The following is a 17,781-nucleotide window of genomic DNA, read 5'->3' as shown; positions in this document are numbered from 1 at the left end:
GCCCCGCCCACCGTCCCTGATCGGAACAAAAGATATTCTCCTTCGATGGCCGGGCGTCGCGTAGGAATCATGGGTGGGACCTTCGACCCCATCCATCACGGGCACCTGGTCGCGGCCAGCGAGGTCCAGGCCCGCTTCGACCTCGACGAGGTCATGTTCGTCCCGACCGGCCAGCCGTACGAGAAGGGCCGCGTCTCCCCGGCCGAGGACCGCTACCTGATGACGGTCGTCGCGACCGCCTCCAACCCGCGCTTCCACGTCAGCCGCGCCGACATCGACCGGGACGGCCCCACCTACACCGTCGACACGCTGCGCGACATGCGTGCCGTCTACGGCCAGTCCGCCGAGCTGTACTTCATCACCGGCGCCGACGCCCTCTCCCGGATCCTGTCGTGGAAGGACGCGCTGACCATGCTCGGCCTGGCGCACTTCATCGGCGTGACCCGTCCCGGCTTCGAACTCTCCGGCGAACACCTGCCGCCGGACAGCGTGACGCTCGTCGAGGTGCCGGCGATGGCCATCTCCTCGAGTGACTGCCGCAGCCGGGTCGCCCGGGGCCTGCCGGTCTGGTACCTGGTGCCGGACGGTGTCGTGCAATACATCAACAAGCGCGGCCTGTATCGGGACTCGGGACTTCCCGGGACGGTGTGAGACTCTTGAAGCTCATGAAACCCGACCGAGGGGACTCTTTTGCCCGTCACCGAACGCGCTCTTGAACTCGCGACGGCAGCCGCTCAGGCCGCCGCCGACAAGAAGGCGCAGGACATCTCCATCATCGACGTCGGCGAGCAGCTCTACATCACCGACGCGTTCGTGCTCGCCTCCGCGGCCAACGAGCGTCAGGTGGTCGCGATCGTGGACGCCATCGAGGAAGCACTCCTCAACCTTCCGGAGAAGGCGAAGCCGGAGCGTCGCGAGGGCCTGCAGCAGGGCCGCTGGGTGCTGCTGGACTACGTCGACATCGTGGTCCACGTGCAGCACACCGAGGAACGCGAGTTCTACGCCCTGGACCGTCTGTGGAAGGACTGCCCGATCGTCCCGTTCGTCGACCGGGACATGGTCGAGGCCGGTGCTGCCGGCACCGAGGCACCGTGACCCGTCTCATCGTCTGGCGGCACGGCAACACCGACTGGAACGCGGTCGGCCGTTTTCAGGGGCAGACCGACATCGGGCTCAACGACCGGGGCCGGCGGCAGGCCGCCGAGGCCGCCGCGCTGCTGGCCCGGAAGAAACCGGATGCGCTGGTCTCCAGCGACCTGAGCCGGGCCGCGGACACCGCGGCCGCGCTCGCGGCGCTGACCGGTCTCACCGTGCGCCACGACGAACGCCTCCGGGAACGCTCCTTCGGCCGCTGGCAGGGCCTGACCGCCCAGGAGGTGGCCGAGCAGAGCCCGGAGGAGTACTCCCTGTGGAAAGCCGGCCGGGAGGTCGTCGGCGTCGACGTGGAGAGCGCCGACGACCTGAGCAAACGGGTGTCCGAGGGGCTGCAGGACGCGGCCCGGCAGGCACCGGGCGGGACGATCGTCGTCGCCACGCACGGCGGCGCCGCCCGGTACGGCGTCGCCCAGCTGCTGGGCTGGCCGGCCGAGCAGGTGCGGACTCTGCGCGGTCTGCAGAACTGCCACTGGGTGGAGCTCACCCATGACGCGGTCCGTGGCTGGCAGCTCTCGGCGTACAACGTGGGTGTGGTCGGGGACAAGGCGGTCCCGCCCTCGATCTGACGGCGGGGCACGGCCGGGGGAACCGGCGAGCCTCCGGTAGCGTCCAAGCATCATGTCGATCCGTCGAACCGTTGCCCCCGCGGCGCTGCTCCTCGCGATGCTCGCCGCCGGTTGCGCGAACAACACCAGTGACAGCACCGATGCCGGCGCCCCCGCGCCGGCCTCGTCCTCCGCCGGGATCCCGGAGAGCACCACCGTGCAGCCCTCCGGCTCGGCACCCGCCGACGCGAAGACCATCACCGGCACGGTCACCGCGGGTGTGGAGCCCGGCTGCCTGCTCCTCAAGGACGCCACCGGCGATCATCTGCTGGTCGCCAAGGACCAGACCCTGACCGCCTCGCTCACCGTGGGCACCCAGGTCACCGTGGTCGGCGTGCCCGAGCCGGGCATGATGAGCACCTGCATGCAGGGCGAGCCGTTCCGGGTCCTCTCCGTGGCCGCGAACTGAACCGGGCCTGAATCAAGTACCTTGCCTGCATGGCCATAGCGGTCGTCACCGACTCCACCGCCTATCTCCCCGCCGAGCTGAACGGCACCTACGACCTGACGGTCGTGCCCCTCACCGTGGTCGTCAACGGCTGGGACGGGCTGGAGGGTCTGGAGATCTCCCCGGCCGAGGTGGCCCGTGCGCTGGGGGAACGCCGGGCCGTCGTCAGCACCTCCCGGCCCGCGCCGTCCCAGTTCGCCGAGGTCTACCGCCGGTTGCTGGACGAGGGCGCCGACGGTGTGGTCTCGGTGCACCTGTCCGCCAAGCTGTCCGGCACGTTCGAGGCCGCCCGACTGGCCGCCGCCGAGGTGGGCGACCGGGTGCGGGTGGTGGACAGCGGCACCGCGGCGATGGGGCTGGGCTTCCCGGCCCTGGCCGCGTCGGCGGCCGCCCGCGCCGGTGCGGACCTGGAGCAGGTCACCGCCGCGGCGATCGAGCACGCCGCCCGGGTGAGCACCCTCTTCTACGTCGACACCCTGGAGTTCCTGCGCCGGGGCGGCCGGATCGGGGCGGCGTCCGCGCTGCTCGGCACGGCCCTGGCGGTCAAGCCGATCCTGCACGTGCTGGGCGGTGCCGTGGTGGTGCGCGACAAGGTGCGCACCGCCGGGCGGGCGCTGACCCGGCTGGTCGACCTCGCGGTGGAGGCGGCCGGCGACGGCGAGGCCGACATCGCCGTGCATCACCTGCGCACCCCGGAACGTGCGGCGGCCCTGGTCGAGGCGGTCAGCATGCGTCTCGGTGACCGCCTGCGCGACTGCTATCTGACCGAGGTGGGCGCCGTGGTCGCGGCACACACCGGACCCGGTCTGGCCGGCGTCGTGGTCCATCGCCGCTGATTCTCCGGTACGCGTCGATGTCCGGCACACGTCAACCTGCGCTGGTGGCCACCGCCAGTCCGGTGCCGGTGACCACCGCGGCGATGTCACCCCGCTCGTCGGTGCGTAACACCCGCGCGCCGTCCCGTGCCAGCCGGGCCAGCAGCGACGCGTTCGGATGCCCGTAGTCGTTGTCCGGCCCGACCGACACCAGCGCCACCGCCGGATCCACCGCGTCCAGCAACGCCGGGGCCTGCAGCGCGCTCCCGTGGTGGGCCACCTTCAGCACGTCCGCCCGTAGCGCCGCCGGTCCCAGCCGGTCGAGGAGGTCCTGCTGCTGCTCGGTCTCCGCGTCGCCGGGCAGCAGCACGGTCCGCCCGCCGGTCACCGCCCGCAGGATCAGGGAGTTGTTGTTCGGGTCCGAGTTGGTCCCGCGCATCGCGTCGATCGGCCCGAGCACGTCCAGTCGCAGACCACCCGCCGCGTACGACCAGCCCGGCCCGGCGAGCCGCAGCACCGTCCCGGCGGCGCGGGCCGCCCGCTCGACCCGGGCCCGCCCGCCGGCCGGCTCCGGCCAGTCCGGCCCGATCACCGCGGCCACGTCGCGTCCCCGGAACACGCCGTCGATCCCGCCGATGTGGTCGGCGTGGTAGTGACTGATCGCCAGCACCGCCACCCGGGTCACGGCGAGCCGGCGCAGACAGCGGTCCACCGGATCCGGCTCCGGTCCGGCGTCCACCACCACCGCCCCGGCCGGCCCGCCCGGCAGCACCACGGCGTCACCCTGTCCGACCTGGCAGACGACGACGAGCCAGCCGGGAGGCGGCCAGCCCGATGCGAGAAGGCGTACCGGGAGGGCACCCAGCATCGCGCCCAGCGCGACCACCACGGTGAGCCTGCGCACCACCGGCCGGTGGGCCGCGACCAGCAGACCGACGGTGACGACCGCCAGCAGCAGGCCGCCGAGCACCCCACCGGGCCAGGGCAGCGCCCCGGCCGGCACCCGGGCACCGGCCCGGGCCACCAGGACCAGCCACTCGGCCGGCCAGTGCGCCAGCCAGGCGGCGAACTCGGCGCCCGCCGGCCACACCGGTGAGAGCACCGCCGCGGCCACCCCGAGCAGCGTGGCGGGGGCGATGGCCGGCACCGCGACCAGGTTGGCCGGCACCGCGATCAGACTGACCGTCGCCGAGATGGCGGCCACCACGGGACCGCAGGCCACCTGGGCCGCCGCCGGCACGGCCAGGGCCTCGGCGGCGCCGGACGGCCAGCCCCGGCGGCGCAGCGCGTCCCGCCAGCGCGGCGCCAGCAGCAGGAGCCCGGCGGTGGCCAGCACGGAGAGCGCGAACCCGGCGTCCGCGGCGAGTTCCGGGTCGATCAGCAGGAGCACCGAGGCCGCGGCGGCCAGTGCGGGAACCGCGGCCCGGGGCCGTCCCGCGGCCAGGCCCAGGAGACCGACCGCACCCATCGCCGCGGCACGCACCACGCTCGGCGAGGGACGCGCGAGGATCACGAACCCGGCCAGCGCGACGGCACAGAGAACGGCGGAGAGCAGCGGCCCGGCGCGGGCCCGACGCACCACGAACAGCACCACGCCGAGGACGATCGCCACGTTGGTGCCGGAGACCGCCACCAGGTGGGTCATGCCGGTGGCCCGGAAGTCCTCGGCGAGCGCCGGGTCGAGACGGCTGACGTCCCCGACCACCAGGCCCGGCAGGAGACCGCCGGAACCGTCGGGCAGCGGCTCACAGGCGCGTTGCAGGCCGTCTCGCAGGACGCCGGCGGCCCGCTGCACCCGGGACGGTTTCTTCGTCGGTACGGGTGGTCTCCGCACGGAGAGGACCGCGGCGCGCAGATCGCCGGGGCGGGGCGCCCCGAGCCGACCGGACGCGGTGACGTGCTGGCCGGGCAGCAGATCACGCCAGCCCGGATCGGTGCCGAGCACCAGCGCCCGGGCCGACAGACGGACCGGTGCGGCGTCCTCGGGCCGGACCGCCCGCAACTCCACCGACACCAGGTAGGTGGGTGGTCCGGCCGCGGCCGGCAGCAGCTGGGGATCGTCCTGGACGACGAGATCCGCCTCGACGGTGGCGCCCGCCGTCACCAGTGCCACCAGCGGTTGCGCCTCGCGGACCGAGACCCGTGCCGCGGTCGCCACCGCCCCGCACCCGATGCCCAGCGCGACCGCGATCACGATGCCGGGCAGTGGTTTCCGGATCAGCCCGAGCAGCGCGACGACCAGCCCGGCCGCGGCGAGGACGAGGCCCGCGGTCGCGGACAGGCGCAGGGCGGCCAGCGCGGCCGCCCAGAGCCCGGCGGTGAAACCGGCCAGCCGCAGGTCCGGCGTCATCAGACCGTCACCAGGTCCTTGAGCTGCTCGAACCGGGCATCCCCGATGCCGTCCACCTTGCGCAGGTCAGCGACCGCCCGGAAACCGCCCTGCGCGTCCCGGGCGTCGAGGATCCGCTGCGCCAGCACCGGGCCGACCCCGGGCAGCCCGTCGAGGTCGGCCGCCGTCGCCGTGTTCAGGTTGACCAGCCCGCCGGTGACCGCCCCGCCCGGGCCGGCCACCGGTGGCGCGACGCTCACCACGATCCCGACCGCGATCAGCTCGCCGTCGACCACCTTGCGGGCCAGGTTCAGCGGGCCCACGTCCACGCCCGGCTCCGCCCCGCCCGCCGCCTCCAGCGCGTCGGCGACCCGGGCGCCCACCGCCAGCCGCACCAGGCCGGGACGGCGGACCCGGCCGCTGACCGCCACCACGACCGCCTCGGCGGAGACGGCGGAGGCCGGGGCGGTCGTGGTGGTGACGGAGACGTCCGGCACCGGCTCCACCCGGGGCCGGGACCGCCACGCCAGGAACCCGGCGACGGCGACGACCAGCACGGCCACCGCCGCCAGCGCCCGGACCCCCGGCCGCCCCGGGTCGAACGCCCGGACCCACCCGCCGACCGGCCCCGGTGCCGGTGGGGTCTCCGCCGCCGACCAGGACGGGACGATGTCCGACCACTCCAGCGGCCCGTCCCCGGCCACCGGTTCGGGCACCGACTCGGGTCGCGCCGGTGGCCCGGCCAGGACCGCCCGCAGCCGAGCCGCCGCGGCCTCCCCGTTATCCTTCGCCTCTCGCACGGCCCCGACCGTAGGAACTCCCCGGTCGCCCTGCCCGGGCCCTTGTGGACGACCTCGCACTGTGGACAAGGACGAATCTATGGAAGACGCCCTGACCAGGGCCGTTATCCGGCTCCGCGCCGCCGGCTGCGTCTTCGCCGAGGAGGAGGCGGCGATCCTGCGGGAAGCAGCCCCCACCGAGGCCGTCCTGGACGACCTGGTGGAGCGACGGGCCGCGGGGGAGCCACTCGAACAGGTGGTGGGCCATGCCGATTTCTGCGGTCTGCGGGTCCACCTGCGCCCGGGTGTGTTCGTCCCCCGGGTTCGCAGCGCCCTGCTGGTCCGCCTGGCGGTGGAGGCGGCGAAGCCCGGGGCGGTGCTGGTCGACCTCTGCTGCGGCTCGGGTGCCCTCGGTCTCGCCGCACGGCGCTCCGTGGACGTCACGCTGCACGGCGCCGACCTCGACCCGGTCGCCGTCGACTGCGCCCGGGACAACTACCGGCGCCACGGGCTCGATCCCGGCGACGTCCACCGGGGTGACCTCTACACCGCCCTGCCCGGCGCGCTCCGGGGCACCGTGGACGTTCTGATCGCCAACGTGCCGTACGTCGCGACCCGGCACATCCCCTTTCTGCCCGCCGAGGCCCGCGACCACGAACCCCGCGAGGCCCTGGACGGCGGCGCCGACGGGCTCGACCTCTTCCGCCGGGTGGCCGCCGGAGCACCGGACTGGCTCGCCCCCGGTGGCCTGCTGCTATCCGAGATCACCGAGGCCCAGGAGGAGACCGCGGTCCGGATCGTCACCGGGAACGGATTGACGGCCACGGTGCTCCAGGACGATGATCTCGACGCCCGCGCGATCGTCACGCGGCGCACCCACCCTTGACCCCGAGGACGAAGTGGGCCTGATGCGACGACGGATCGCCCGCGCCCGGCTGGCCGCCCAGGTCATCCGGCGACTACGCCGTGCCGGGGTGCCGGACGCCCGCTACCACGCGCGTACCTTCGAGATCCACTTCACGGTCCCGGGCGACGACGAGCCGACGATCCTGCAACTGGCGCCCCTGCTGGCCGAGCGGGGCCGGCGGGGACGGTCCCGGCGTCGGATCCTCGACGAGTTCGTTGCGGGGCTCCTGCACTCGCCGGAACTGCCCGCCGACTGGGCGGACGCGGCACCGCTGCTGCGGCCGGTGCTGCGCGGCGCCGCGCCGGGGGAGCCGCTGCACCGGCCGGTGCTGCCGTTCCTGTCCGAGTTCGTCGTCGCCGACAGCCCGGAGACGATCACCTACGTGACCCGGGCCCAGCTGGAGACCTGGTCGGTGTCGTCCGCGACGGTCTTCGAAACGGCACGGTCGCAACTGACCGGCGCGGTCCTGCACGGCACGGCGACCGGGCCGGTGGTGGTGCGGTTCGTCGACGACGGGAACGCGTACTGGACCTCTCACCTGTTGCTGCAGGGCTGGCTGGCGCGGCTGTCCGGGCAGGTCGGCGGTGTGCCGGTGGCGTTCGTGCCGGAGCGGGGCACGCTGCTGGTGGCCGCGGACGGCAGCGATCATCTGCCCGGACTGTTCGCCCAGTCCGAGGCGGTCTTCCTGACCTCACCGGCGGCGCTCTCCCCGATGGCCTACGTCAGCGACGAGAACGGTTGCACGATCCCGTACCCCGCGCCGCCCGGCCATCCGCTGCACCAGACGGTGCGGCGGGCCGAGCGGGTGCTCGCGGTCCAGGAATACGCCCGCCAGGCCGCCGCGTCCCCGGAACCCCTGCCGCCGCTGTTGCTGCGGGACGCGGATCCGGCGGGCTGGACCACCCGGGCGATCTGGGAGCACGACGGTCCCGCGTTGCTGCCGGAAGCGGACGAGGTCCAGCTGGGGGACCGGGTGGTGCCCTGGGCGAGTCTCGCCCCTCATCTGACGCGCGCGGAAGACTCTGGTCCGCCGCGCTGGGTGGGCCGGTCCTGGTCGCTGTGAAGATCTTTGCGGGGGTACGCCGTAAGCGGTGGTCCCGGTGATCTCCCTCTCCTCCGCGCGCTCCCGTCACTCCGGGGAGCACTGTCTTGTCGGGAGGGGACACGCCCGGGTGGGGGATGCGTTTTGCGCGGACAAGCGGTCCGATTGTGGTCGATAAGGGACGAAAAGGCATCCATGCATTTGACCTGAGCAACCGACTGTACGACCGCCGAGGCATCTTCGTCCGCCGATATGTCTGGTTTCGCATTCGGTGATCGGTGCCCTGCGCGCAGGAGTGAGCCGTGCGGTCCTGTCGGTGCACCGTGCGACGATGTTGCACGTGAATGCCGCGCCGCCCCCCTCGCTGCTGCTCGTCCAAGGCGATGAGGAGCTGCTCGCCGCCCGCGCCGTCACCACGGCCGTCGAGCAGGCGCGCGCCGCCGACCCCGGCGCCGACGTCCGGGAATACGAGGCCGGCTCGCTCGCCGCCGGTGAAGTGGCCGAGATGCTGAGCCCGTCCCTGTTCGGCGGGCGGCGGGTGCTGGTCGTGCGCAGCGGGCAGGACGCCCGCAAGGACCTCACCGCAGCCCTCCTCGCCTATGCGAAGAACCCCGACCCTGACGTCACCCTGATCGTCACCCACCTCGGCGGCGCCAAGGGCAAGGCGTTCGCCGACGGCCTGCGCTCCGCCGGCGCCACCGTCGTCACCGCCGCCAAGATGAAAGGCGACCGGGAACGCATCGGGTTCGTCCGCGACGAATTCCGCCGCAACGGGGCCCGCTGCGACGAGGCCGCCGCGTCCGCCCTGCTCGCCTCGGTCGGCAACGACCTGCGGGAGATCGCCGCCGCCTGCTCACAGCTGCTCGCCGACACCGACGGCACCATCACCGAGGCGGTCGTCGCCCGCTACTACAAGGGCCGGGCCGAGGTCAGCGGCTTCACCGTTGCCGACGCCGCAGTGGTCGGCGACCTGCCCGGAGCACTCGAGGCGCTGCGCTGGGCCCTGCACATCGGCGTCGACCCGGTGCCGATCGCGGACGCGCTCGCCGACGGTGTCCGGACCGTGGCCCGGGTGGCGTCCGCGGGCCGCGGCAACCCGTACCAACTGGCCGGCACCCTCGGCATGCCGGCGTGGAAGATCCAGCGCGCCCAGGAACGCAGCCGCGGCTGGACCCCCGACGGCCTGATCACCGCGATGCGAGCCGCCGCCGACTGCAACGCCGCGGTCAAGGGCGGCGCCGAGGACCGCGGCTTCGCCCTCGAACAGGCGGTCTTCGCGGTTGCCGCGGCCCGCCGGGACGGCGGCTCCCGATGACCCGGACGGTCCGATCGAGTCGCGCCGAGTCGGCCTACCAGCCGCTCTACGCCCGCACGCTGCGACTGCGCCACCTGGCCCCGAGCGGCCTGCTCTGCTTCGTCTTCCTCGAGGGCACGATCGTCCTCGGCATCCTCCTGGCCCTCGCCGAGCTGGTCAGCTGGTGGGGCGTCCTGGTTCTGCCGATCACGGTGGCCCTGATGGTCAAGTTCAACGACATGGTCGCCGGTTCGCTGACCCGCCGCTACGCGCAGACGGCGTCGGCCCGTGCCAGTGTCCGGGGCGGCGGCTTCCCCGGTTTCCCGGAACAGGCGACGGTCGAGGCGCCCGCGGTGGGCGGCCCCCGCGTCACCTTCGAAGGCATGACCGGCCCGGTCGGCCCGATGCAGCAGCCCGCGGCGTGGGTGCCCGAGGCTTCCCGCTCCACCACGAGGGCGACCGCGGCTGCCCCCGGTGCCGTCGCCTACGGGAGCCCGGCCGGAGACCCCGGCAGCGCGGCTGCCGGGGTCGGCACCGCGGGTGCCGGATCCGGTCATGGCGCGGGTCATGCGGGTGCCGGATCCGGTCATGGCGTGGGTCACGCCGGTGCCGGTGTCGAGGGCGGGGCGCCGCGGCGGGGGTGGGCGGACGAGGTCGACGTGCGACGTCAGATGGCCCGCCAGGCTGCCGTCCGCCGTTACGAGTGAACGTCCCGATCGGGCACGTGACCAGGTAACGAGCGTTCCCGGCCGTCAGCGGCCGCAACCGATCGGTCAGGCCGTCATCCGATCGCGTCGTCGGATTCCGGGTTCTGCGTGGCTATCGCTGTGTTCGACCGCGGAGTCCGTCGGTCAGGGCGTGACCGGTCGCGCCCATCGATGTCGGCGAAGACCGCCGGGATTCGATCCACGACCATCCCCGAGAGCGGCTCCCGGGCCGGCGGCGGTGGTGAAGGCCACGTCCCGTCCGGTGCGGCGTCCGCCTGATCCGGCGCTGCCGGGCGCGGACCACCTCATGCGGGCAAAGAAAACCGGGCACCGCCGTGGACCTGGGAAGGTCCGGCGATGCCCGGGTCGTCCAAGCGTGCTCGCCTGACGTGGCAAGCGTTGTCCCGGGTCGCGTCCGTGCGACCGAGACCTGATCCCGAACGAGTGGGTCAGGCGGACAGCGAGGCGATCTTCTTAGCGATGGCCGACTTGCGGTTGGCCGCCTGGTTCCTGTGGATGACGCCCTTGCTGACAGCCTTGTCCAGCTTGCGGGAAGCGTCACGCAGGAGCGCGGTGGCCGTCTCGGCGTTGCCGGCGTCGCTTGCCTCGTGAAGCTTGCGGATCACGGTCTTCAGCGACGACTTGACGGACTTGTTGCGCAGACGGGCCTTCTCGTTCTGCCGGTTGCGCTTGATCTGGGACTTGATGTTCGCCACGCGACAGCCTTGTCCTGACTAGGTTCGGAAACGGTCTCAAGCGGTGACACTGTCAACCCCAGGCCCGGCGGTGAAGCCAGGCAAGCGGCGAACAGCGTGTTGCCACACGCGATGTATCAGGTTACCAGCACCCCTCCGAGCCGCCAAAACGGCTGTCGAGAGCGCGGATGAAACCGCTGCTGGAGGGGCTGCCGGACGTTGCGAAAGAGCCTACTGCCACCGCGGGAGCCGGGCCCGGCGGGGCGGGTCAGTGAAGAGGGGGCCAGCCTCGGCGCTCGGCCAGCCAAGCCAGGGCCTGGCCGCCGCTGAAGCGCTGATGCTGCCGACTGTGCGGGGAGGCGCTGGTGGGACCACCGTCGGCACGGACCAGCCAATATCCGGACAGGGCCGCCAGCGCGCCGTCCACCCCGGCGTCAGGGGCACCGAAGTCGCGCAGCCGGGCGTCGGTGTCGTGGCCGCCGGCGTACGCGCTGACGAGCACGGTGACCGTGTCGAACCAGGGCGCCCCGAGACACGGCCACGTCCAGTCGCACAGCCACGCCGCCCCGGCCCGGTCGATGAGCACGTTGTCGACGCGCAGGTCGCCGTGTGACATCCCGGTGCCGGCCGCCAGGGCGGGCAGGGACCGTTCCAGCGCGGCCAACTCGGCGAGGTGCGCTTCGGCGAGGGTGCCGCGAGCCGTTGCGGGCATCGGTTCATGGCCGGACTCGATCAACGACCACCAGGACATCTCCGCGCGCAGGATCTCCGGCAGGGGTGGGAGGCCGACCGCGAGCAGCTCCGGGCCCGGCTCGGCGAGCGCCGCGGAGGCCGCCGACCACGTGGACATGGTGGCGTCCAGGTCGGCGGGGGACCACGGCAGTGCCGGGATCCGGCCGTCGACCGCCTCCAGACAGAGGACGAACCAGCCGGCCGCGGTCATCGTCCAGCGCGGCCGGGCAGCGCGTACCCCCTGAGGTAAGGCGCTGGTCAGCGCTGCTTCCCGTGCGTACCACCGCGAGACCGGATCCTGCAGGGGCGCGGCCTTCACGAAGACCTCGGCCCCCGACCGGCCGGTGAGAACCGCGGCGAAGGCGCGGGTGAAGCCGCCGCCCGCGGTCCGCGCGGTGGCGACCGGCTCACCGAGGCGTTCGCTGATCGCCGCGCGCACGCGCCGGGGGAGGTCGGGCCATCCTGGGCGTACGGACGTCGCGTCGTACGGAACCTCGGGCAGCGTGATCGGCCGCATGTCGCTCCTGTCGCCTGCGGAGTTGTCGTACCTCACTGCGAGGATGGCAGGCATGAGAACCGACGACTTCTGGGCGGTCATCGACCGCGCGACCGAGCAGCGACCCGCCTCGCCCGCCGAGGTGGCCGAGCGTGCCGTCGCCGACCTGGCCGCCCGTGCCCCGGAGGAGATCGTCGCCTGGGGCCGTCACCTCGACAAGGTGCTCGTCGCGTCCGGCACCGAGGATCTGTGGGCGGCCGCCTACCTGATCAACGGCGGGTGCACCGAGGAGGGCTTCGACAACTTCCGTGGCTGGCTGGTGGCGCACGGGCGCAAGGCGGTGGCGGCCTCGGTGAAATCGCCCGACGTGCTGGCCGGGATGCCCGCGGTGCGCGCGGCGGCGGACACCGGCGCGGTCTTCGAGGCGGAGGAGGTGCTGTCGATCGCGGCACGGGCCCATCAGGAGGCGACCGGTGAGCCGCTGCCCGCGGAGGAGCGGGCGAAGACCCGGCCGGACGTCGCCGACCTGTGGGACTTCGACAACGAGGACGAGATGCGCCGGCGTCTGCCCCGGCTGTCCGAGCTGTTCCTGGAGCCGCCGGACTGAGACGCCGGACCTTCGAGGGGGCGGTGCCGGCCGGCAGGGCGCATTGAGCGCTGTGGGCCGTTCTGCTGCGTCGTCGGGCGAGACCGGCTGGTCGAACCGGATCCGACCGAACCGGATCCGACCGAACCGGATCCGACCGAACCGGTTTGACGCGGCTGGGCGTTCGACCGCGGGTGGGGCGCCGAGGTGCGGGGGACAGGTCGGCCCGCGAGGTGGGAAGAGGGTCGAACGGGATGGCTCCGAGCGGTGAGACTCGGTGGCATGAGCGCTGAGACCGGAACAGTCGTCGCAGTCAGCGGTAACGACGTCTACTCCTTCACCAAGCCGACCCGTGACGAGATCGTCCTGCTGGCGGGCCTCGGCGTCGAGGGTGACGTGCATGCCGGGGTGAACGTGCGGCACCGCCACCGGGTCCGGATGGATCCCACCCAGCCGAACCTGCGGCAGGTGCACCTGATCCACGCGGAGTTGTTCGACGAGGTGGGGGAGAAGGGCTACGACGTTCCGGCGGGCGGTCTCGGTGAGAACGTCACCACCAGCGGGATCGATCTGCTCGGGTTGCCGCGGGGCACGATCCTGCGGTTCGGCGTCGCCGAGGGGCCGGGTGCCGCCGACGGGACCGGTCCGGTGGGTGCCGTTCTGGCTGCTGCCGCGGCCGCGACCCTCGACGCGGAGAACGAGCGGGCCGCCGCCGCGGTGAGTGCCGCGCTCGAGCGGGATGCCCGGGACGGTGACGGGCGGCCCACCCTCGTGCTGGCCGGTCTGCGCAACCCCTGCCAGCAGATCAACGGATTCCGGTCCGGGCTGTTGAAGGAGGTCATCGGCCGGGACGGGGACGGCAACCCGGTCCGCAAGGCCGGTGTGATGGCCGTGGTGTTGCGGGGCGGCACGATCCGCCCCGGCGATCCGGTCACCGTCGAACGGCCGCCGGGCGTCCCCGAGCCGCTCGAGAGGATCTGACCGAGTGGAAAGTGCGGGCCGGGAGGTGTGATCCGAGTGCACCGCGCGGACGTGGGACGATAGGGAGTGCCGGTCCCGACGGACCGGCGCTCTCCGGGGCAGGCGCGGGACGACCGCCAGAGGCCAGCCCGAGACGAACGACTGCCGGCCATCGCGTGGGCCGGCCCGACAAGAACGGAAGACCGTGCCTGGACCGCTCGACCCCGGCGTGAACGTGATCGGATCGACCGATCCCAGCCGCATCCGCAACTTCTGCATCATCGCTCACATCGACCACGGCAAGTCGACGCTGGCCGACCGGATGTTGCAGATCACCGGGGTTGTCGACCCGCGTCAGATGCGTGCGCAGTACCTCGACCGGATGGACATCGAACGCGAGCGCGGCATCACCATCAAGTCGCAGGCCGTGCGGATGCCGTGGACGGTCCGTGCCGGCGACAAGACGGGCGAGACCGCCGTCCTCAACATGATCGACACCCCGGGGCACGTCGACTTCACCTACGAGGTGTCCCGCAGTCTCGCCGCCTGTGAGGGCGCGGTTCTGCTGGTCGACGCGGCGCAGGGCATCGAGGCGCAGACCCTCGCCAACCTGTACCTGGCGATGGAGAACGACCTTCACATCATCCCGGTGCTCAACAAGATCGACCTGCCGGCCGCGCAGCCGGAGAAGTATGCCGAGGAGCTCGCCAAGCTGATCGGCTGCGAGCCGTCCGACGTGCTGAAGGTGTCCGGCAAGACCGGTGTCGGCGTCGACCACCTGCTGGACGAGATCGTCCGGCAGTTCGTGGCGCCGGTGGGCAAGGCCGACGCCCCGGCCCGCGCGATGATCTTCGACTCGGTGTACGACGTGTACCGCGGCGTCGTCACCTATGTCCGTGTCATCGACGGCCGGATCGAGGCCCGTGACCGGATCAAGATGATGTCGACCGGGGCCGTACACGAGCTGCTGGAGATCGGTGTCGTCTCGCCGGAGATGGAGAAGGCCGGCGCGCTCGGTGTCGGCGAGGTGGGCTATCTGATCACCGGTGTGAAGGACGTCCGCCAGTCCCGGGTCGGTGACACGGTCACCGGCAACAACCGGCCGGCCCAGGAGGCGCTCGGCGGTTACAAGGACCCGAAGCCGATGGTCTACTCGGGTCTCTACCCGATCGACGGCTCGGACTACCCGGCGCTGCGGGACGCGCTCGACAAGCTGAAGCTGAACGACGCCGCGCTCACCTACGAGCCGGAGACGTCGGCTGCGCTGGGCTTCGGGTTCCGGGTCGGTTACCTCGGCCTGTTGCACCTGGAGATCATCGGGGAGCGGTTGGAGCGCGAGTTCAACCTGGACCTGATCTCGACCGCGCCGAACGTGGTCTACCGGGTGCTCACCGAGGACGCCAGCGAGACCGTGGTGACCAACCCGAGCGAGTTCCCGGCCGGCAAGATCGCCGAGATCCACGAGCCGGTCGTGCGGGCCACCGTCCTGGTGCCGAACGAGTACGTCGGTGCCGTCATGGAGCTGTGCCAGAGTCGTCGCGGCAACCTGCTCGGCATGGAGTACCTGTCCGCCGAACGGGTGGAACTGCGGTACACCCTTCCGCTCGCCGAAATCATCTTCGACTTCTTCGACCAGCTGAAGAGCAAGACCAAGGGGTACGCCTCGCTGGACTACGAGCCCTCCGGCGAGCAGGCGGCCGAACTGGTCAAGGTGGACATCCTGCTGCACGGTGAGCCGGTCGACGCGTTCAGTGCCATCGTGCACAAGGACAAGGCCTACTCGTACGGCACGACGATCGCCGCCAAGCTGCAGAAACTCATCCCGCGGCAGCAGTTCGAGGTGCCCATCCAGGCGGCCATCGGCAGCCGGGTCATCGCTCGCGAGACGATCCGTGCGATCCGTAAGGACGTGCTCGCCAAGTGCTACGGCGGTGACATCAGCCGTAAGCGCAAGCTGCTCGAGAAGCAGAAGGAAGGCAAGAAGCGGATGAAGATGGTGGGCCGTGTGGAGGTGCCTCAGGAGGCCTTCATCGCCGCACTTTCCACCTCGGACACCGCCGACAAGGGGCCTGCCAAAAAATGAGCAAGAAATAGGGCGGTTTGAGTTCTGGGAGGGTCGGGAACTCAGGGGGCCGACGGACGCAACAACATGCTCCACCCCCCGAGGAGGAACCTCATGGAATTCACTCTCACCGGCATCATCGTGGCCCTCATCGTCGGCCTGATCATCGGTGCGCTCGGCCGGCTCGTGGTGCCCGGCCGACAGAACATCCCGATCTGGCTGACCATGGTGGTCGGTGTGGTTGCCGCGCTGCTGGGCACCGTGCTCGCCCGGGCCTTCGGTGTCGCTGACACCGCCGGCTTCGACTGGATCGAGTTCTTCTTCCAGGTCGTGTTCGCCGCGATCGGTGTCGCTCTGGTCGCCGGTGTCGGCAGCCGTCGGCACCTGACCCGCTGAGGCGGGGTGCCGCAGTAACAACTGAAACCTGAGAAACGCCGGTCCTTCGGGGCCGGCGTTTTTCAGTGTTCCGGTCGATAAGAGATCGTTTATAGAAGATCAGATCAATAGCGGAACTTGTGCTGGGCACTCCGCCTGTTCACCCGTCCGGGCATGTCGTCGTGCTGTTCCGGATGAGGGAGGCGTTCCACCGGATCGTGGCGGTCGGTGATGTCCTTCAAAGTGACCACCAGTCCCTGGACGAGGCGGTCCTCCCGCAGATCCCGATAGGTGATCTCGATCAGTGCCTGGGTCTCGTCCACCCGTTGCAGCGCACAGTGGATGGTGCCGTCGCCGGTGGCGCGCATCTCCCGCTGGACCCGCCGGCGGTCGTCCGGGTGGATCAGGTCGTCCAGCGCGGTCAGCGGCGGCAGTTCGTCGAGGCCGATCAGCTGTCGCAGGGCCGGGCTGGCGTACCGGATGCGGCGGTCCGAGTCGACGACCGCCATGATCTCGGCGGTGTTGCGGATCACGGCGCGCAGGTAGAGGTCGCTGTCGCGGCGGCCGACCGCCTCGACCAGGGTGATCCGGTCCAGGGCGAGGGCGGCCTGACCGGCCAGCACCTCCAGCGCGTCGCGTCCGGCGGTCAGGGCGTCCCGGCTGCCGGTGATCACCAGGGCGCCGCCGCTGGGCCGGGCCACGGCGAGGGGCTCGAGGCGCAGCGGACAGATCAGGGTCCGCTCGTCCGGGTCGGCGGTGGTGGCCAGCCAGCTGCGGGAGTCGGCTCCCGCCGGGGCGGGCGGCAGGTTCTCCCCGGCCAGCCGGCCGTCGTCGGTGGCGAGCACCACACGGCGTACCGCGTGCGGCGGCAGCAGGCGGGTCACGGCCGCGCGGACCGCGGCGTCCACGGCGGGCAGGTCGGCCGCGGCGACCAGGTCGGTGGTGGCCGTCCGCAGACCGCGTTCGCGGCTGAGCGCCTGGCTGTGCTGGTGCACCGCGTCGGCCAGCCGGGTGACGGTGAGCAGCAGGGTGATCGCTCCGGAGACGGCGAGGACCAGCCCGTTCTCCACCGAGACCGTGCCGGTGAGCGCCTCGGCGAGCAGCACCGCCGGCGGCGTCGCGACCGACAGCGCGAGCAGGGCGATGTGACGCAGACGCCACGGGCCGGGTTCGGGCGATCGGGGCTCGGTGAGCCGGGTCATCGACGGGTGCAGGCCGGCCGCTCCCCACGCGAGGTAGAACAGGACGTATCCGGCCTCGGCGGGGCGGTCCGGCCACAGCGGATAGGTGATGTCCGCGGCGAGCAGGCCGAAACCGCCGGTGAGCAGCAGGTAGGCCGCGGCGTTGCGCCGGTCCTCGGCGACGAGACGGCCGATGACGCCGATGAGCAGCAGGTCACCGATCACGTCGTAGGAGGACACCGCGCCGAACTCGTCGGCCGCACTGATCCCGTAGACCCAGACGACCAGCAGGGTCGCGCAGGAGAAGGCGAGCAGGTCGATCAGCCGGGACCGGTCGGCGAGCATCGTGCCGACCCGGGTGAACTGCAGCAGACTGATCGTGATCAGGGCGTAGTTCAGCAGGTATCCGACGTCGGCGAGCCCGGTCAGATGCAGGTCGTAGGCCACGTCGCCGACGGCGAGCGCGACCAGCGACGCGGCCACCAGCAGCCAGGGTGTGGGCCGGACCGGCCGGTGCCACCGGATGCCCGCCAGGACGGCGATCGCGCTGCCCACACCCAGCAGGATCCACTCGACGGCCCTCAACACGTCCTACTTAGTACCAGGATGGTTG

General features: G+C 72.1%; 18 protein-coding genes. 13 read left to right on the top strand and 5 right to left on the bottom strand.

What is annotated here, in order from left to right:
• The first annotated feature begins 45 nt into the window (after nt 1–45).
• The 5 genes from nadD to WH85_RS19850 are packed head-to-tail and all read left to right on the top strand — an operon-like array spanning nt 46 to nt 3,044.
• Nucleotides 46–651 (top strand): nicotinate-nucleotide adenylyltransferase, encoded by a 606-nt coding sequence (nadD, locus tag WH85_RS19870; protein ID WP_045743406.1) that lies wholly within the window; start codon nt 46–48, stop codon nt 649–651.
• Nucleotides 652–690: 39 nt separating this feature from the next.
• Nucleotides 691–1,095 (top strand): ribosome silencing factor, encoded by a 405-nt coding sequence (gene rsfS, locus WH85_RS19865; RefSeq protein ID WP_045743405.1) that lies wholly within the window; start codon nt 691–693, stop codon nt 1,093–1,095.
• Nucleotides 1,092–1,721 (top strand): histidine phosphatase family protein, encoded by a 630-nt coding sequence (locus tag WH85_RS19860; RefSeq protein WP_045743404.1) that lies wholly within the window; start codon nt 1,092–1,094, stop codon nt 1,719–1,721. Before rsfS ends, WH85_RS19860 begins: the two co-directional genes overlap by 4 nt.
• A 52-nt stretch (nt 1,722–1,773) precedes the next feature.
• Nucleotides 1,774–2,169: a hypothetical protein gene (locus WH85_RS19855; RefSeq protein ID WP_052720556.1), complete on the top strand. Its 396-nt coding sequence runs from the start codon at nt 1,774–1,776 to the stop codon at nt 2,167–2,169.
• Nucleotides 2,170–2,198: 29 nt separating this feature from the next.
• Nucleotides 2,199–3,044 carry a DegV family protein gene (locus WH85_RS19850; protein ID WP_045743403.1) on the top strand — a complete coding sequence of 282 codons (846 nt, stop codon included), beginning with the start codon at nt 2,199–2,201 and terminating at the stop codon, nt 3,042–3,044.
• 31 nt (nt 3,045–3,075) lie between these two features.
• On the opposite strand, the gene WH85_RS19845 is transcribed toward WH85_RS19850, so the two are convergent.
• Nucleotides 3,076–5,373 carry a ComEC/Rec2 family competence protein gene (locus WH85_RS19845; protein ID WP_045743402.1) on the bottom strand — a complete coding sequence of 766 codons (2,298 nt, stop codon included), beginning with the start codon at nt 5,371–5,373 and terminating at the stop codon, nt 3,076–3,078.
• Complete coding sequence (locus WH85_RS19840; RefSeq protein WP_083449116.1) at nt 5,373–6,152, bottom strand: ComEA family DNA-binding protein; 780 nt, start codon at nt 6,150–6,152, stop codon at nt 5,373–5,375. The genes WH85_RS19845 and WH85_RS19840 overlap by 1 nt, the downstream gene beginning before the upstream one ends.
• 79 nt (nt 6,153–6,231) lie before the next feature.
• On the opposite strand from WH85_RS19840, the gene WH85_RS19835 reads away from it, so the two are divergent.
• From WH85_RS19835 to WH85_RS52315, 4 genes are all read left to right on the top strand, one after another.
• On the top strand, nt 6,232–7,017 hold the full coding sequence (locus tag WH85_RS19835) for a putative protein N(5)-glutamine methyltransferase (protein WP_045743401.1): 786 nt from the start codon (nt 6,232–6,234) through the stop codon (nt 7,015–7,017).
• Between the two features lie 22 nt (nt 7,018–7,039).
• Nucleotides 7,040–8,101: a hypothetical protein gene (locus WH85_RS19830; RefSeq protein WP_211275398.1), complete on the top strand. Its 1,062-nt coding sequence runs from the start codon at nt 7,040–7,042 to the stop codon at nt 8,099–8,101.
• Between the two features lie 310 nt (nt 8,102–8,411).
• Nucleotides 8,412–9,395, top strand: coding sequence for a DNA polymerase III subunit delta (holA, locus tag WH85_RS19825; RefSeq protein WP_045743441.1), 984 nt, complete (start codon nt 8,412–8,414; stop codon nt 9,393–9,395).
• On the top strand, nt 9,392–10,081 hold the full coding sequence (locus tag WH85_RS52315) for a hypothetical protein (protein WP_052720555.1): 690 nt from the start codon (nt 9,392–9,394) through the stop codon (nt 10,079–10,081). Before holA ends, WH85_RS52315 begins: the two co-directional genes overlap by 4 nt.
• A gap of 449 nt (nt 10,082–10,530) precedes the next feature.
• On the opposite strand, the gene rpsT is transcribed toward WH85_RS52315, so the two are convergent.
• Nucleotides 10,531–10,797, bottom strand: a complete 267-nt coding sequence (rpsT, locus tag WH85_RS19815; protein WP_045743399.1) for a 30S ribosomal protein S20 — start codon at nt 10,795–10,797, stop codon at nt 10,531–10,533.
• Between the two features lie 247 nt (nt 10,798–11,044).
• Complete coding sequence (locus WH85_RS19810) at nt 11,045–12,025, bottom strand: phosphotransferase family protein (protein WP_045743398.1); 981 nt, start codon at nt 12,023–12,025, stop codon at nt 11,045–11,047.
• A 52-nt stretch (nt 12,026–12,077) separates the two neighbouring features.
• On the opposite strand from WH85_RS19810, the gene WH85_RS19805 reads away from it, so the two are divergent.
• From WH85_RS19805 to WH85_RS19790, 4 genes are all read left to right on the top strand, one after another.
• On the top strand, nt 12,078–12,611 hold the full coding sequence (locus WH85_RS19805) for a DUF4240 domain-containing protein (RefSeq protein WP_045743397.1): 534 nt from the start codon (nt 12,078–12,080) through the stop codon (nt 12,609–12,611).
• A gap of 261 nt (nt 12,612–12,872) precedes the next feature.
• Nucleotides 12,873–13,571 (top strand): MOSC domain-containing protein, encoded by a 699-nt coding sequence (locus WH85_RS19800; protein WP_045743396.1) that lies wholly within the window; start codon nt 12,873–12,875, stop codon nt 13,569–13,571.
• A gap of 184 nt (nt 13,572–13,755) precedes the next feature.
• Complete coding sequence (lepA, locus tag WH85_RS19795; RefSeq protein WP_045743395.1) at nt 13,756–15,633, top strand: translation elongation factor 4; 1,878 nt, start codon at nt 13,756–13,758, stop codon at nt 15,631–15,633.
• Between the two features lie 93 nt (nt 15,634–15,726).
• Nucleotides 15,727–16,008, top strand: coding sequence for a GlsB/YeaQ/YmgE family stress response membrane protein (locus tag WH85_RS19790; RefSeq protein WP_045743394.1), 282 nt, complete (start codon nt 15,727–15,729; stop codon nt 16,006–16,008).
• Nucleotides 16,009–16,112: 104 nt separating this feature from the next.
• Here WH85_RS19790 and WH85_RS19785 read toward each other — a convergent pair whose 3' ends face one another.
• Nucleotides 16,113–17,756: a PAS domain S-box protein gene (locus WH85_RS19785; RefSeq protein ID WP_045743393.1), complete on the bottom strand. Its 1,644-nt coding sequence runs from the start codon at nt 17,754–17,756 to the stop codon at nt 16,113–16,115.
• Nucleotides 17,757–17,781: the final 25 nt, after the last annotated feature.

Origin of the sequence: Actinoplanes rectilineatus (assembly GCF_000962825.1) — a bacterium.
In the GTDB taxonomy this organism is placed as follows: domain Bacteria; phylum Actinomycetota; class Actinomycetes; order Mycobacteriales; family Micromonosporaceae; genus Actinoplanes; species Actinoplanes rectilineatus.
This window is presented reverse-complemented; position numbering and strand designations above follow the sequence as displayed.

What these genes read in the sequence shown, in the direction of transcription:
- WH85_RS19830 (WP_211275398.1), top strand. Translation starts at nt 7,040, where the DNA reads ATGCGACGACGGATCGCCCGCGCCCGGCTGGCCGCCCAGGTCATCCGG.
- nadD (WP_045743406.1), top strand. Translation starts at nt 46, where the DNA reads ATGGCCGGGCGTCGCGTAGGAATCATGGGTGGGACCTTCGACCCCATC.
- WH85_RS19790 (WP_045743394.1), top strand. Translation starts at nt 15,727, where the DNA reads ATGGAATTCACTCTCACCGGCATCATCGTGGCCCTCATCGTCGGCCTG.
- WH85_RS19845 (WP_045743402.1), bottom strand. Translation starts at nt 5,373, where the DNA reads ATGACGCCGGACCTGCGGCTGGCCGGTTTCACCGCCGGGCTCTGGGCG.
- WH85_RS19850 (WP_045743403.1), top strand. Translation starts at nt 2,199, where the DNA reads ATGGCCATAGCGGTCGTCACCGACTCCACCGCCTATCTCCCCGCCGAG.
- WH85_RS19855 (WP_052720556.1), top strand. Translation starts at nt 1,774, where the DNA reads ATGTCGATCCGTCGAACCGTTGCCCCCGCGGCGCTGCTCCTCGCGATG.
- WH85_RS19805 (WP_045743397.1), top strand. Translation starts at nt 12,078, where the DNA reads ATGAGAACCGACGACTTCTGGGCGGTCATCGACCGCGCGACCGAGCAG.
- holA (WP_045743441.1), top strand. Translation starts at nt 8,412, where the DNA reads ATGTTGCACGTGAATGCCGCGCCGCCCCCCTCGCTGCTGCTCGTCCAA.
- WH85_RS19810 (WP_045743398.1), bottom strand. Translation starts at nt 12,025, where the DNA reads ATGCGGCCGATCACGCTGCCCGAGGTTCCGTACGACGCGACGTCCGTA.
- WH85_RS19835 (WP_045743401.1), top strand. Translation starts at nt 6,232, where the DNA reads ATGGAAGACGCCCTGACCAGGGCCGTTATCCGGCTCCGCGCCGCCGGC.
- WH85_RS52315 (WP_052720555.1), top strand. Translation starts at nt 9,392, where the DNA reads ATGACCCGGACGGTCCGATCGAGTCGCGCCGAGTCGGCCTACCAGCCG.
- WH85_RS19800 (WP_045743396.1), top strand. Translation starts at nt 12,873, where the DNA reads ATGAGCGCTGAGACCGGAACAGTCGTCGCAGTCAGCGGTAACGACGTC.